The 14,681-nt window shown below is 72.8% G+C and carries 13 protein-coding genes; 5 read left to right on the top strand and 8 right to left on the bottom strand.

The features are described 5' to 3' along the window. Positions 1–217: 217 nt before the first annotated feature. Complete coding sequence (locus CFP66_RS09255; protein ID WP_369804999.1) at positions 218–787, top strand: pyridoxamine 5'-phosphate oxidase family protein; 570 nt, start codon at positions 218–220, stop codon at positions 785–787. A gap of 11 nt (positions 788–798) precedes the next feature. Here the strand turns inward: CFP66_RS09255 and CFP66_RS09250 are convergent, their stop codons facing one another. Together CFP66_RS09250 and CFP66_RS09245 are read right to left on the bottom strand one after the other, a co-directional pair. Next, a complete protein-coding gene (locus CFP66_RS09250; RefSeq protein WP_094922172.1) occupies positions 799–1,839 on the bottom strand; it encodes a tetratricopeptide repeat protein in 1,041 nt (346 codons plus the stop codon). Then, positions 1,836–3,074: a 26S protease regulatory subunit gene (locus CFP66_RS09245; RefSeq protein ID WP_094922171.1), complete on the bottom strand. Its 1,239-nt coding sequence runs from the start codon at positions 3,072–3,074 to the stop codon at positions 1,836–1,838. The genes CFP66_RS09250 and CFP66_RS09245 overlap by 4 nt, the downstream gene beginning before the upstream one ends. Before the next feature lie 129 nt (positions 3,075–3,203). Here CFP66_RS09245 and clpB point away from each other — a divergent pair, with 129 nt between their 5' ends. The 4 genes from clpB to pyrE all read left to right on the top strand — a co-directional run bounded on the left by clpB (position 3,204) and on the right by pyrE (position 7,929). Further along, on the top strand, positions 3,204–5,819 hold the full coding sequence (clpB, locus tag CFP66_RS09240; RefSeq protein WP_094922169.1) for an ATP-dependent chaperone ClpB: 2,616 nt from the start codon (positions 3,204–3,206) through the stop codon (positions 5,817–5,819). Between the two features lie 90 nt (positions 5,820–5,909). Then, on the top strand, positions 5,910–6,566 hold the full coding sequence (locus tag CFP66_RS09235; RefSeq protein ID WP_094922412.1) for a hypothetical protein: 657 nt from the start codon (positions 5,910–5,912) through the stop codon (positions 6,564–6,566). Between the two features lie 23 nt (positions 6,567–6,589). After that, positions 6,590–7,363 carry an SDR family oxidoreductase gene (locus CFP66_RS09230; protein ID WP_094922168.1) on the top strand — a complete coding sequence of 258 codons (774 nt, stop codon included), beginning with the start codon at positions 6,590–6,592 and terminating at the stop codon, positions 7,361–7,363. Next, positions 7,360–7,929, top strand: a complete 570-nt coding sequence (gene pyrE / locus CFP66_RS09225) for an orotate phosphoribosyltransferase (RefSeq protein WP_094922166.1) — start codon at positions 7,360–7,362, stop codon at positions 7,927–7,929. The genes CFP66_RS09230 and pyrE overlap by 4 nt, the downstream gene beginning before the upstream one ends. Positions 7,930–7,935: 6 nt before the next feature. Here the strand turns inward: pyrE and CFP66_RS09220 are convergent, their stop codons facing one another. From CFP66_RS09220 to CFP66_RS09195, 6 genes are all read right to left on the bottom strand, one after another. Beyond that, positions 7,936–8,928, bottom strand: coding sequence for a hypothetical protein (locus tag CFP66_RS09220; RefSeq protein ID WP_094922164.1), 993 nt, complete (start codon positions 8,926–8,928; stop codon positions 7,936–7,938). A 94-nt stretch (positions 8,929–9,022) separates the two neighbouring features. After that, positions 9,023–10,081: a DUF4142 domain-containing protein gene (locus CFP66_RS09215; protein WP_094922163.1), complete on the bottom strand. Its 1,059-nt coding sequence runs from the start codon at positions 10,079–10,081 to the stop codon at positions 9,023–9,025. Between the two features lie 12 nt (positions 10,082–10,093). Then, positions 10,094–11,419, bottom strand: a complete 1,326-nt coding sequence (locus CFP66_RS09210) for a ferric reductase-like transmembrane domain-containing protein (protein WP_094922161.1) — start codon at positions 11,417–11,419, stop codon at positions 10,094–10,096. 367 nt (positions 11,420–11,786) lie between these two features. Next, positions 11,787–12,812 carry an NAD(P)-dependent alcohol dehydrogenase gene (locus CFP66_RS09205; protein WP_094922159.1) on the bottom strand — a complete coding sequence of 342 codons (1,026 nt, stop codon included), beginning with the start codon at positions 12,810–12,812 and terminating at the stop codon, positions 11,787–11,789. Further along, positions 12,809–13,522: an iron-sulfur cluster assembly protein gene (locus CFP66_RS09200; protein ID WP_094922158.1), complete on the bottom strand. Its 714-nt coding sequence runs from the start codon at positions 13,520–13,522 to the stop codon at positions 12,809–12,811. The genes CFP66_RS09205 and CFP66_RS09200 overlap by 4 nt, the downstream gene beginning before the upstream one ends. A gap of 2 nt (positions 13,523–13,524) precedes the next feature. Beyond that, on the bottom strand, positions 13,525–14,538 hold the full coding sequence (locus CFP66_RS09195; RefSeq protein ID WP_094922156.1) for an amidohydrolase family protein: 1,014 nt from the start codon (positions 14,536–14,538) through the stop codon (positions 13,525–13,527). Positions 14,539–14,681: the final 143 nt, after the last annotated feature.

Raw genomic sequence — 14,681 nt, 5'->3', positions numbered from 1 at the left:
ATGGCACGGTGGTGGGGTGGCTCCGCACACCCAGCCCCTCGCTGGCACCCGTTCGGTGACCGTTCAGCGTTCCGTGGACGTGCCGTCACCGTCCGTAGAGCATGATCCCCTCCCGGGGTCGGGGGGTGAGCACGAGCTCCAATGCGCTTACGGCACGGAGACGCGCGCTCGGCGCTTCTACGCCGACCAGCTCCGGGACCGGCTGTTGCCGACCATGATGGCCTTCGTGCAGCGGATGGAGATGGTCTTCGTCGCCTCCGCCGACGGCAGGGGCGAGTGCGACGCGTCGCTGCGGGCGGGGCCGCCCGGCTTCATCCGCGTGCTCGACGCCCGGACGCTCGCCTACCCCGAGTACCGCGGCAACGGGGTGCACGCGAGCCTGGGCAACATCGCGGAGAACTGCCACGTCGGCCTGCTGATGGTCGACTTCGTCCAGGACCTGATCGGGCTGCACGTCAACGGCGCTGCCCGCATCGTGGAGGGTGCCGACTTCACAGTGGCGTTCCCGCAGGTCCCGGCCGACCTCGGCCAGGGTCCGCGGGTGGAGCGGTGGGTCGTCGTGGACGTCGAGGAGGCCTACGTCCACTGCCGCAAGCACATTCCCCGCATGGCCCGGGTGCACGAGAAGCGCGAGTGGGGCACCGACGACCCGGGCCGCAAGGGCGGCGACTACTTCGGGGCCAAGCAGACGCCGCGCTGGCGCCCGCGTCCGCATGCCGCGCGCAGGCGCTTCCCCAGCACCACGCACCTCGGCGGGGGGAGCTCGCGGACCCTGCGCCCCCGTTGACGTCGGGCGGGTCAGGCCCGCCGGAACCGGCGCGCGAGCCCGACGACCAGCGCCAGCACCCCGAGCAGGCCGAGCACGAGCCACACCAGCGCGGCGAACAGGCCGATCCCGGTCACGGCCACGGCGAGGAACAGGACCGCGCACGCCACGATCGCCAGGTAGGTGAGGCGGAGCGGACCGTCGGCGCGCAGAGCGGCCCGCACGGCGGGGCGGGTCCGTTCGGGCAGGGTGCGGATGGTGCGCCACACCAGCAGGCCGATCACGAGCACCGCGATGGTGGCCGCGATGCGCGCCGACCAGGTCGAGGCGTCCGGGGTGGGACCCGCGGCGGCGACGCAGGCGACCGTCGCCACGACGAACAGCATCCGCAGCCGCCACGACAGCTTCCAGAGCACCACCGTGATCGTCTGCAGCACGATCGGCAGCGTGGGGTCCAGCGTCCCGGCCTCGACGAGCCCGCGCAGCGCCCGTGCCGGGTGGCGCGTGTTCGCGTCCAGCACGGCCAGGTCGTGGCGGGCGACGGCGTTCTGCGGGTCCAGCCGTAGCGACTCCTCGTAGGCGCGGCGCGCGGTCCGCCGGTCCCCGAGGTCGTCGGCGATGTCGGCGAGCAGGAGGTGCGCGACCGAGGACTCGGGGGCGAGCGCCACGGCGTGGCGGGCGGCGTCGCCTGCCTCGCGCAGCCTGCCGGCGGCGGCGAGGACGCGAGCGCGGGTCCGGGCGGTCCCGGGATCCTGCGGGGCGAGCGAGCCCGCCGTGCCGACGGCGGCGACGGCGTCGTCGTGCCGCTCGAGCGCGGAGTGCAGCACGGCCCGCAGGAGGTGGTGGCGGGCGTCCTCGGGGGCCCGGGCGGTGGCGGCCTCCGCGGCCGCCAGGCCGTCGACGTGCCGGTCGGCGGCGTGGAGCACCCATCCCAGCGCACCCAGCAGGTCCGGGTCGTCGGGTTCGGCGGCCAGCGCACCGCGCAGCGTCTGCTCCGCCTCGTCGAGCCGCCCGAGCTGCCGCAGGCCCTCCGCGCGCTCCAGCGCCCCTGCGGTGTTCGGGGCGGTGGTCACAGCTTCTTGTTCTTCCGCAGGTACACCGACAGGTCGTCGTACTCGCCGTCGGTGTTGGCGAAGGCGACGACGTTGCGCGCCGTGGCGAACCACGGCCCCGTGCTCGGCCGGACCTCCTTGACGGCCATCTCGAGGTCCTTGGTGGTGAGCGCGTGCATCCGGCCGTCGCGCATCGACAGCGCGAGACCGCGTTCGGCTGCGGTGGTGCAGACGTGCGCCAGGTCGGCGCCGGAGAAGTGCTCGGTGATCTTGACGAGCCGGTCGAGGTTGACCTCCGCCACCGGCCGGTCCCGCAGGTGGTAGCGCAGGATCGCGGCGCGGGCCGTCGCGTCGGGCGGGAGCACGAGCACCATGCGGTCGAAGCGGCCGGGCCTGCGCAGCGCGCTGTCGATGTCCCAAGGGTGGTTGGTGGCCCCCAGCACGAAGACGCCCTCGTTGTCGGCGGCCACCGAGTCCAGCTCCGTCAGCATCTGGTTGACGGTGTTGCGCATGCTGCTGGAGTGCGTGAGGTGGGAGCGCTTCTGGCCGAGCGCGTCGAGCTCGTCGAAGAACAGCACGCAGGGGGCGTGGCGGCGGGCCTCGGCGAAGATCCGGGCGAGGTTGCGCTCGCTCTGGCCGGTGTACATGTCGAGCACGTCGGAGACCCCGATGCTGAAGAAGCTCGCGCCGAGCTCGCCCGCCACCGCCTTCGCGAGGAAGGTCTTGCCGCACCCGGGCGGGCCGTAGAGCAGCAGGCCGCCTCCCAGGCTCTTGCCGAACGCCTTGGCGAGCGCCGGGTTGCGCATGGGCCCGAGGAAGGCCAGCTCCAACCGCTCCTTGACCTGCTGCATGCCGCCCACGTCGGTCAGCCGGACGGCGGGCCGCTCGATGTCCTCGACCACGGGCGACGGCGCGTCGTCCCCGGCGGGGACGGGCTCTTCGATCCCCGCGACCTGCTCCTCGGCCTGGGCCCAGTCGAAGCCGCGCAGGCGCTGCGGCGCGGGCCGTGGTGGTGCCGCAGGTGTGACGGGCAGCGGGGCGGTGGGGCTCGCCATCGCGGCCGTGACCCGCTGCAGCAGGGCCAGCGCGTCGGGGTTCCCGGGGTCGCGGGTGAGCGCGTGGCTGCAGTGCTGCAGGGCGTCGGTCGGCCGGCCGTGGTCGGCGAGGAGCGCGGCGACGTGCAGCCGCAGCGGGACGTCGTCGGGGGCGGCGTCGACGGCGGTGAGCAGACTGGTCAGGAGCACGTCATCAGGCATCGGCGGCAGTATCACCGATGGGTGACGATCCGACCGCCTTGAGCGGAACACGCTCAACTTTCCTGACGTTGTTCTTCTCGACAGGGCACGATGGTGCCCGCCCGACCCGACGCAGGAGGACCCGAGGGGATGGATTCCTTCAACCCCACCACGAAGACGCAACAGGCGATCTCGGCCGCGGCGCAGGCCGCGGCGCTGGCCGGCAACCCCGACGTCGGCCCCACCCACTTGCTGGGTGCGCTCCTCGCCCAGGGCGACGGGATCGCCGCGCCGCTGCTGGCCGCCGTCGGTGCCGATGCCGCAGCCGTGCGCGCCGAGCTCACGCAGCTGGGCAACCGGCTGCCGTCGGCGTCCGGTTCCACGGTGAGCGCGCCGCAGCTCTCGCGCGCCGCGCTGGCCGCGATCAACGCGGCCCAGCAGCTGGCCACGGAGATGGGTGACGAGTACGTCTCCACCGAGCACCTGCTGGTCGGGCTCGCCACGTCCGGCAGCCAGGTGGCCGACCTGCTGGGTCGCCACGGTGCCACGGCCGACGCGCTGCGCGAGGCCTTCTCGAAGGTCCGCGGCTCGACCCGGGTCACGAGCCCCGATCCCGAGGGCACCTACCAGGCGCTGGAGAAGTACGGCGTCGACCTCACCGCCCGGGCCCGCTCCGGCGACCTCGACCCGGTGATCGGGCGCGACACCGAGATCCGCCGCGTCGTGCAGGTGCTGTCGCGCCGCACCAAGAACAACCCCGTGCTGATCGGCGAGCCCGGCGTCGGCAAGACCGCGATCGTCGAGGGCCTCGCCCAGCGCATCGTGGCCGGCGACGTGCCGGAGTCGCTGCGTGGCAAGCGGGTGGTCTCGCTCGACCTCGGGGCGATGGTCGCGGGCGCGAAGTACCGCGGCGAGTTCGAGGAGCGGCTCAAGGCCGTGCTGAAGGAGATCACCGACAGCGCGGGCGAGATCGTCACCTTCATCGACGAGCTGCACACGATCGTCGGGGCGGGCGCCAGCGGCGAGGGCGCGATGGACGCGGGCAACATGATCAAGCCGATGCTGGCTCGCGGCGAGCTGCGGCTGGTCGGGGCCACCACGCTCGACGAGTACCGCCAGCGCATCGAGAAGGACGCCGCGCTGGAGCGACGCTTCCAGCAGGTGCTGGTCGGCGAGCCGTCCCCCGAGGACACCGTCGGCATCCTGCGCGGGCTCAAGGAGCGCTACGAGGTGCACCACGGCGTCCGCATCACCGACGCCGCGCTGGTCGCCGCCGCCACGCTGTCCGACCGCTACATCACTGCGAGGTTCCTGCCGGACAAGGCCATCGACCTCGTCGACGAGGCCGCGTCCCGGCTCCGGATGGAGATCGACTCCCGGCCCGTCGAGATCGACACGGTCGAGCGCGCGGTGCGCCGCCTGGAGATCGAGGAGATGGCGCTGTCGCAGGAGCCCGACGCCGCCTCCGTCGAGCGCCTGGCCGCGCTGCGCGCCGAGCTGGCCGAGCAGCGCGAGCAGCTGTCCGCCCTCACCGCGCGCTGGCAGAACGAGCGCGGGGCCATCGAGTCGGTGCGTGAGCTGAAGGAGCAGCTGGAGTCGCTGCGTGGCGAGTCGGAGCGTGCCGAGCGCGACGGCGACCTGGGCCGGGCCGCGGAGCTGCGCTACGGGCGCATCCCCGCGCTGGAGAAGAAGCTCGCCGAGTCCACCGCCGTCACCGCGCCCGACGCCGACGTGATGCTCAAGGAGGAGGTCGGCCCGGACGACGTCGCCGACGTCGTGTCCGCGTGGACGGGCATCCCGGCCGGTCGCATGCTCGAGGGCGAGACGGCGAAGCTGCTGCGCATGGAGGACGAGCTGCGCAAGCGCGTGGTCGGGCAGGCCGAGGCCGTGCGCGCGGTGTCCGACGCCGTGCGGCGCGCCCGTGCAGGCATCGCCGACGAGAACCGGCCCACGGGATCGTTCCTGTTCCTCGGCCCCACCGGCGTCGGCAAGACGGAGCTGGCCAAGGCTCTCGCGGATTTCCTCTTCGACGACGAGCGGGCGATGGTCCGCATCGACATGAGCGAGTACTCCGAGAAGCACTCGGTGGCCCGGCTGGTCGGTGCGCCTCCCGGCTACGTGGGCTACGACCAGGGTGGGCAGCTCACCGAGTCGGTGCGCCGCCGCCCGTACAGCGTGGTGCTGTTCGACGAGGTCGAGAAGGCGCACCCGGACGTGTTCGACACGCTGCTGCAGGTGCTCGACGACGGCAGGCTCACCGACGGGCAGGGCCGCACGGTTGATTTCCGCAACACGATCCTGGTGCTCACCTCCAACCTGGGCTCGCAGGTCATCGCCGACCAGGCGCTCGACGACCGCGGCCGCCGGGACGCGGTCATGGCGGTCGTGCAGAAGCACTTCAAGCCGGAGTTCCTCAACCGGCTCGACGACGTGGTGGTCTTCCACGCGCTGTCCACCGAGGAGCTCACCTCGATCGTCGACATCCAGCTCGACGTGCTGCGCCGCAGGCTGGGCAGGCGCAGGCTCACGCTGGAGGTCACCGACGCGGGGCGCGAATGGCTCGCCATGAACGGGTTCGACCCGGTCTACGGGGCGCGGCCGCTGCGCAGGCTGGTCCAGTCGGCCATCGGCGACCAGCTGGCGCGCCAGCTGCTGGCCGGTGAGGTCCGCGAAGGCGACGCGGTGCGGGTCGACCTCGACCCGCTGGCGGAGGGCGGCACCGGCGGTCTGATCGTCGGCCGCGGCCTCCCGGTCACCTCGAAATGACGGGCGAGGTGGCGGTCCGGTGGGCCCGCCACTCCCGGTGATCGTGGTGTTGCGGGGCAGCGGGGCCGTCCGGGGCTAGGCTTGTCCACCGTGGGCCTTTCGTCGACGGTGTGGTTCGTCATCGCCGTGATCGCGCTGCTTCTCGGCGCGGCGCTGCTGCTGGTCGAAGGCCGCCGCGGAGGCGGCGCGAAGGACCGCAAGCGGTGGGCCGCGATGCGCGAATGGGAGTTCCTGGACACCGATCCGGTGCTTCCCAGCCGCTGGCGCTACGGCACGATCCACCAGGGTGGGCCCGGCGTGGCCCGCAACCTGATCAGCGGCGACGTGCCGACCCCGGACGGGCCGCGGATGGCGTACGTGTTCGACCACGAGCAGGCCGGGCGGCTGACGTCGATCCTGGTGGCCGTCCAGCTGCAGGACCAGCTGCCCGCGGCCGTGGAGCTGCGGCTCCCGTCGGCCCCGCTGCCCGACGACGCCGGGCTCGACCTGCTGCAGCCGGTGGGCGAGCGCTACGCGTTCGTCTCCGACGCCGCGTCCGTGCGCCCGTTGCTCACGCCGCGTCTCGCCGGCGCGGCCGACGCCCTCGGCGACGACGTCGAGCTGCTCTGGGGCGAGGAGTCCTGGGTGCTGGCCACGGCGCCGCTGGGCTCGAGCGCCGAGCGCGTGCAGGACCTGCTCGCCGACCTGGCCGAGTTCGCCACGGCGCTCGAGCAGGGGCTCGGGGTCCGCCTGCGCAAGGAGGGCTGACGGTCGCTCAGTAGGGTCGGGGCGTGCCCACTGCCCTGATCACCGGCGCCAGCGCGGGTCTCGGTGCGGCCTTCGCCGACCGCCTCGCGCGCGACCGGCGCGATCTCGTCCTCGTCGCCCGCGACCGCGAGCGGCTCGAGGCCGCCGCCGACCGGTACCGCGCGGCCGGCGTGGTCGTGGAGGTGCTGCCGGCCGATCTGTCCGACGCCGACGGCCGCGAGCGGGTGGCGCGCCGCCTCTCCGATCCGGACGCGGCACCGGTCGACCTGCTCGTCAACAACGCGGGGTTCACCCACGGCGGCTCGTTCCTCGGGGCCGACGTGCCGGTGCTGCAGAGCCAGCTCGACGTGAACGTGACGTCGGTGCTGCGCCTGACCCGTGCCGCGCTGCCCGGCATGATCGAGCGCGGGCGCGGCGGGGTCGTGAACGTCTCGAGCGTGCTCGGGCTCCTGGCCGGCACCGGGTCGACCTACAGCGCCGACAAGGCGTGGGTGGTGTCGTTCACGGAGGCCGTCGCCGGTCAGCTCGGAGGCACCGGGGTGCGTGCGCTCGCGCTGTGCCCGGGCTTTATCCGTACCGAGTTCCACGAGCGCGCCGGGATCGACGGCGGCGCGCGCAAGGGGCCGTTCTGGCTCGATCCGGACCGAGTGGTCCAGGAGTGCCTCGCCGACCTGGCGAGGGGGAAGGTGCTCTCCGTGCCCAGTCCGCAGTACAAGGCGGCGGTCGCGCTCAGCGGTGCGCTGCCCCGCACGGTGGTGCGCCGCCTGATGGCGTTCCGCGATCGGGACGCGCGATGAACCCCGACGTGAAACGCGACGAGCTCGCCGGGTTGGTCCGCGAGCTGGGCGTCGTGCACGAGCGCGTCACCCTCTCCTCGGGGGCCGAGGCCGACTACTACGTCGACCTGCGACGCGTCACCCTGGACCACCGGGCCGCGCCGCTCGTCGGGCAGCTGCTGCGGGTGCTGACCGCCGACTGGGAGTACTCCGCTGTCGGCGGGCTCACCCTGGGGGCCGACCCGGTGGCCGACGCGGTGCTGCACGCCGCGGCCGCCGAGCGCGTCGCCACCGCGGACGTCCCGCCGGTCGACGCGTTCGTCGTCCGGAAGGCGACCAAGCAGCACGGGTTGCAGCGGCTCATCGAGGGTCCCGACGTGTCCGGACGCCGCGTGCTCGTGGTCGAGGACACCTCGACCACCGGGTCGTCGGTGCTCACCGCCGTGCGGGCGGTGCGGGACGCCGGGGCCGAGGTCGTCGGTGTCGCCACCGTCGTGGACCGCGACACCGGCGCCCGCGAGACCATCGAGGCCGAGGGCGTGCCCTACCGAGCGCTGCTCGGCCTGGCCGACCTCGGCCTCGGCTGAGACGGTCTACTGCACGGGGATCCGCACCACGTCCATCGCCGGGGTCTGGTCGGCCCGCTGCATCATCGGGATCCGGTGCGACCCGTCCCCCGCCCACACCGAGCACTGGGCGGTGCCCGACTCCGGCATGCCGCCGTCCACAGTGATCTTCACCGTGTCGGCGTCGGCGCCACCGCCGTTGTCCTGCGTGGCGAGGAAGAACTCCGGCTTCGGAGCCGCATCGGGAGCGGTGCTGGTGCTGTCGAGCATCCGGCAGGCCGTGTGGAAGTGGCCGCGCTGGATGCCGGACTCGTCGAGGAACGAGCTCTCCTTGTAGTAGCCGCCTGCCGCGGCGCCGAGGAAGCGGTCACGCACGAGGTTGCGGGTGCTCACCGTGATCGTGAAGTCCTCGGAGGCCTTCACCGACTGCGGTGCCTCGGTGATGAGCAGGGACGGGCTCTGGTCCTCGGCGGCGACCTCACCGAACGACGTGGAGACGCAGCGCGGCGCCTCCTCGAACCCGTCGTGCGGCTCCAGCTCGCTGTTCGTGCAGTCGGTGCCGAGCACGTCGAGCTCGTCGTCCGCGGCGTCGCCGTTGCCGCCCTCCTCCTCGGCGGGGGGTTCCTCCTGCTCGCCCTGCGCGGCAGCGGCCGCCTGGTCGCCCTCCTCCTCGGCGGGTGCCCGGGCCTGGTCGCCGCCCTGGTCGCGGCCTTGGTCGCGGCCCTGGTCGCGGCCCTGGTCGCCGTCCTGCCCGGCGGCGTCCTGCCCGGCGGCGCCCGCGTCCTCGGCCTCCTCCGCGCCCTCGGCCTCGTCATCGGGCCGCGGCTGGGCGGCGTCCTCGCCCCCGACCTCGACCTCGGAGCCGTCGGCTGTGGAGCTGTGGTGACCGGCGTGGCCGGGCTCGGAATCGGCGTAGGCGGCGCCGCAGGCCGTGGGCAGGACGGTCACGATGAGCGCGGCCGCGCAGATGGCGATCTTGTGGACGGTCGCTCGGTGTCGTGCGGTGCTGTTCGGGGACACGGGTCCTCCGTTCGGGGGTCGGGGACGGACACCGGCAGGCGGGGGCCGGCCGGATGGCGCGGAATCGGGGAGCGTGCGCCGGGGGGAGAGGGGGTCAGCGCCGCATCGAGTGCCGGGCGCGAGAGCGTGGGAGCCGGTGGGAGCCGGACGCGGAGACGCTGCGCTGGGCTCCCGATTCGGTCACGGCCTGCGCCGACCCGACGTCCGGCACGGCGGGCTGGGATCCCGTGTCGCTCGGCCGGGAACCGGTCGAGGACACGGAGCGGTGCGGGCCCGAGTCGGCAGGGTCCGTGGACGCGGCGTCGGGGACCAGCGGGATGGGCCCGGTGTCGTCGAGCGCGGGAGCGCGTGGAGCGGGGATCGCGGACACGGCGGCGAGCTCCGGCATGCGCGCAGCGGCGCGCGGCACGGTGGCGCGTGGGACGGTGACGCGTTCGCGGGGGGCAGGCGCCCGGTTGCGCAGGGCCCAGAACAGCGCGACCGCGGCCAGCAGGGCGGCGAGGAACACGAGCATCGGCACGAGGAGGTCGGTCAGTTCGGTACCGCCGCCGAACAGGCCCGGCCCGTGGTGCGGCAGCGCCGAGTAGTCGACGAGTCCGGTGCTCTCCAGGTAGTCGTGGTGGCGCCCGACGAACTCGGCGGCGGTGACGGCGAAGTCGCGGACCATGTCGTTGCGGGTGCTGCTGCGGACCTCGGAGATCACCGGGAGCACCGCACCGTGGGCCTCGCGCAGCCGCTGCACGTACACCCGGTCGTAGTCGGACCCGGTTGCCGAGGAGATCTCGTCCATCCACGCGTTCTGCTGCGCGCTCGGGGCGCTCGGCAGCAGCACACCGAGCTGGTTGGCGACCCGGCGCACCTCCTCGTCGAGCTCGGCGTGCTCGGCGGAGATCTTGCGCGCTATGTCCTTCACCTCGGCGCTGCTCGCCTGCTGCTCGGCCTGCTGGCTGGTCGGTCCCTCCCACAGCCCGGCCAGCCGGACCTTCACGAGCAGGTCACGGTCGGCGGGCCCGAGCGGCCCGAACTCGGTCTGCACCCAACCGTTCGCGCCGGGCGAGCCCGTGGACCAGGACTGGTAGACCGACGCGGACACGGCCAGGAGCACCGCGACGATCACGGCGCGACGGAGCATGCGGGGGATACGGCGGAGCATGTGGGCCTTCCTCTAAGCGAAGTCGAACTGCTCGGTGTGCACGCGGCCGGGCGCGACACCGAGGACGTCCAGGGCGCTCACGGCGTCGGAGACGAGGGACGGGGGGCCGCAGACGAAGTAGTCGACGTCGTCGGGGTGGGTGCCGTCGAGCGCGACGACGGAGAGCAGTTCGACGCCGATCTCCCCGGTGTGCCCGGACCAGCCCGGCGTCGGGCGGCGCAGCACCTCGGTGACCTCCAGGTCGAGGTGGCGGCGCAGCTGGGCGAGCTCGGCCCGGAACAGCAGGTCGCCGGGCGCGCCCGCGACGACGACGAGGCGGTACGGGCGCTGGTCGCGCCGGTGCGCCGCCGTGCGCAGCATGCTCATCATCGGGGTCACGCCGACGCCGCCGGCGATCATGACGAAGCCCGCGGCCCCGCCGACGTCGTTGGTGAACGCCCCGTGCGGCCCGTCCACCCAGACGGCCGCGCCCGGCGGGAGCCTGCGCAGGGCGCGGGTGAAGTCGCCGGCGTGGCGGATCGTGAACTCGGTGGCATCGGAGTGCGCGCTGGACGCGATCGTGAAGGGGTGCTCCTCGGCGGCCAGGGAGCGCTCCAGGCGCAGCCAGGCGAACTGACCCGGTGCGAACGCCCAGACGTCGGCGTACCGGTCGTCGCGGCAGCGGGGTTCGAGCACCAGTGTGCTCACCGTCGGGCTCTCCCGGCGGACGTCGCGGACCACGAACTCGGTCGACGGGTCGAACAGCGGGCGCCACAGCCAGCGGTGGCCGAACACCAGCACCAGCAGCGCGGCGAGCAGCCCGAGCATCGCGGCGAACGTGGTCTCCCGCACGAGCTGGTCGAGCCACCAGACGTGCAGCGCCGAGAACCCGAGCACCATCGCGGCGAGGGCGAGGTGCGACCACTTCCACAGCTCGTAGGACAGCTGGGCGCGGCTGCGCAGCACCGCGAGCACGGCCAGCGCGACGAGCGCCATCGTCGCGAGCGTGGCGGCCTGCGCCCGTCGGGGGGCCGCGAGCAGGTCCAGCAGGGCGACGTTGGCGGGGTCGGCGGCGACGACGCACGCGAGGTGGGCGAACACCAGAGCCGCGGTGACCAGGCCGAGGAAGCGGTGCAGGTCGATGACGGACTCGATGCCGAACGCGCGGTTCAGCGACCGCAGCCGCGACGGGAGCACGGCCGCGCAGACGAGCGCCGAGAGGGCGAGCAGGCCGGTCAGCACCGAGAGCCGATCCCAGAGTCCGCCGGGTTCCGGCATCACGAGGTGGGCGAGCGCCGGGCCGACGACGATCGCGCCGAGGACGCTCAGCCACCCCACGCGCAACAGCCGCTGTTCCATGGCCGGGGACCGTAAGAGGTGTCTGTGGGCCCGGGTTGCGAAACTGAGAGGGCAGTGGGCCGGGAGTATCGGCAGGCGCGACGAGTGGCGGCGAATTGCGCCGGACGTCGCATCCGTTGGACCGAACGCTACGCGCCGTCTTCAGAGAGTGACCGTTCTGCGCTTTCCTGACGGTTCGTCGCGCCGCTCGCCGCCCCCGCGGGACCGCAGATGGACGTCACGCCGGACGACCGGAAGCAGGAAGACGCCGAACGGGCCGCCGACCGGTCGAGCTGCACACTTACCTGAACACACCTTGGAGCCGTACAGCTGTCCGGAGGCCCGGAAAACAGCAGTACGGCTCCAAGGTGGGGTGGTTGTGGGGTGGTTACGGAATCAAGATCGCTCTTCCGCGCACCCTTCCGGCGTCCAGGTCGTCGATCGCCTTCTGGAAGTCGGCCAGCGGGTACTTCGTGGTGTGCAGGGTGACCTTGCCGCGGGCGGCGAGCACCATCAGCTCGCACAGGTCGCCGTAGCTGCCCACCAGGTTGCCGATGATGTTGATTTCGGCGGAGACGAGGTCGATCGTCGGCACGTCGACGTTCTCGCCGTACCCCACCACGTGGTAGTCGCCCGCCCGGCGCGTCATCGCCAGCCCCTCGCGGGTGCTGCCGCCCTCACCGACGAAGTCGAGCACCACCTCGGCGCCCTCGCCGCCGGTCAGCTCCGCCACCTGCGCCACGTGCGTGCCGTCCGCGACGACGCCGTGGTGCGCGCCGACCGAGCGCCCCAGATCCACGGCGTCCGGGTTGCGGTCGACGACCACGAGCTCGGCCGCCGTGAGCGCCGCGAGCACCTGGATGCCGATGTGCCCGAGGCCGCCGGCCCCGATCACGACGCACCGGTCACCCGGCCGCAGCCGGCGCGCCGCATTGGCCGCGGCGTGGTAGGCGGTGAGGCCGGCGTCGGCGAGCGCCGCCACGTCGGCCGGCTCCAGCGAGTCGTCGAGCTTGACGACGCTGCGCGCCGTTGTCCGCAGGTACTCGGCGTACCCGCCGTGGGTGTCGATGCCGGGGAACTGGCTGCGGGCGCAGTGGACGTCGTCGCCGGAGCGGCAGGCGCGGCACAACCCGCAGGTCATGAGCGGGTGGACGATCACCTTGTCGCCCTCGGCGACGTTCGTGACCGCGCTGCCGACGGCGTGCACCCAGCCCGCGTTCTCGTGCCCGATCGTGTAGGGCAGCGTGACGCCGGACTTCTGCTCCCACTGGCCCTCGAGGATGTGGATGTCGGTGCGGCACACCCCGGCCCCGCCGATGCGCACGATCACGTCGTGCGGGTCGACCGCCGACGGCGCGGGGACCTCGGTCATCTCGAGGTCGCGGTGGTAGCCGATCACCTGCACTGCTCTCATGACGCCTTCTCCTCCTGGGTGGTGTCGGCGGTGGTGTCGGGGTAACGGGTGCGCAGCAGCCCGCGGCAGAAGTGCGCGTTGCCCTCGATCGAGATACGGGTGGAGCGCGCCATCCGCAGCCGCAGCGGTACCTCGTCGGGCGGGTACGGAACCCCGTCGGAGCCGACCAGGACCGGCAGGCCGGGATCCTCGCCCAGCCCGATGGCCGCGCGTCGGCGCAGCAGGGCCGCGGTGGCGTCGTCGGCGGGGAGATCGCCGAGGCTGACGCCGTGCAGGTCGGCCTCCGTCAGGTCGCGATCCGCCCGCAGCAGCCGGGTGAGCACCCGTTCCATCGCGGCGGTGTGCGCCTTGCGCTTGAACGTCTCCCGCAGCTCGTCGAGGCTCTCCTGCGCCTCGTGGGCGAACGTGCCGCGGTAGCCGGCGTCGGCCGCCAGCCCGCGGTTGATCAGGTCGGAGTCGTGGTGGTCGTCGAGCTCCACGCTCACCCGGCGCGTCCAGGCCAGCGCGACGAGCGCGTCCTTGGTGTCCGATGCCATCAGGTAGGCGAAGTTCGGCGAGCAGAAGCTCGTGGGCAGGCGCAGGTGCACCGTGACGGCGTCGCCGTCGACGTCGAGCGAGCGGACGAAGCCGAGGTCGGTGATGGGCTCGTCCAGTTCGGGGTCGACGACCGCGTGCAGGGCCTCGAGCGCGTCCCGTTCGGGGGTGGGCATGTTCAGGCCACCGCCACGGCCTGCGGCTCCTCGCGCGGCAGTTGCAGGTGCTCCGGCACCGGGATGTCGTACATCGCCGCGGCGTTCAGCCCGAGGATCTTCTTCTTCTGCGCCGTGGTGAGCGGCGCGTACTCGGTGAGGTCCTCGGGGATCTGGAAGTCCACGAACCGCTCGATCAGCCAGCGCGGCGTCCAGATCGCGTAGTCGCTGGAGAACTGGATGCGGTCCTCGTCGAGCCAGTACAGCAGCTCGCCGATGATCTGCGCGAAGTACTTCGGGCGGGTGTGGATGAACGGCATGGCCACCGCCAGCCCGGCGTGCACGTTCGGTTCCTGGGTGGCGATCCAGCAGAAGTCCTCCAGGCGCGGCAGCCCGCAGTGCTCGATCACGAAGTTCAGTTCCGTGAAGTCGGTGGCCACCTTGTCCACGTCGGCGACGTCGAACGCGTCGCGGTCCAGCGGCCGGATCGTCGGGCCCTTGTGGATGTGGATGTTCTTGACGCCGAGCTCCTGGGCGGCCTCCAGGTAGCGGTAGGACCACAGGTCGTCGAGCTTCCAGCCGCGGGACTGGCCGTGCCACTCCGCCGTGTAGAGCTTGGCGCCCTTCAGGCCGAACCGCTTCACGTCCTCGCGGAGCTGCTTGAGGCCCTCCTCACCGTCGCGGGGGTCCCAGTAGTGGTTGTAGGTCAGCTTGTCCGGGTGCGCCTGCGTGAGGGCGAACGCCTCTTCCGTCTGGCCGAACCCGCCCGAGTAGAACTCGCCGAGCCGAGCCGGCTGGAAGATCGCGTGGTCGGCATAGCCGTCGGTGAACAGGTCCTTCATCAGCCGCTCGCCGCCCTGGTAGAGGTAGTCCTCGTAGGGCCAGACCTCGGATTCCGGGCTGAGGTTGCGGTGGTAGTCGTAGAAGCAGTCGATGAACTGCTTGCCGTGGATGTTGCGCTGGTTCTCCGGGCGCGCGTCCCAGAGCGCGACGTGCGCGTCGACGATGAAGTAGTTCTCGCCGTCCTTGGTGTACACCGTGGTGGGTCCTCTCGCGCGGCAGCAGTGGCACGTTCGTGCCGGGACGCTAGGGACGTGCCGCTTGCGCGAGGGCCGCCCGACGTCTCAATCTGAGACGGACGATCGGTGGCAGAGCCTGCGCGCTGTGTCACAGTCGGGGG

Source organism: Pseudonocardia sp. MH-G8 (assembly GCF_002262885.1).
In the GTDB taxonomy this organism is placed as follows: Bacteria; Actinomycetota; Actinomycetes; order Mycobacteriales; family Pseudonocardiaceae; genus Pseudonocardia.
This window is presented reverse-complemented; position numbering and strand designations above follow the sequence as displayed.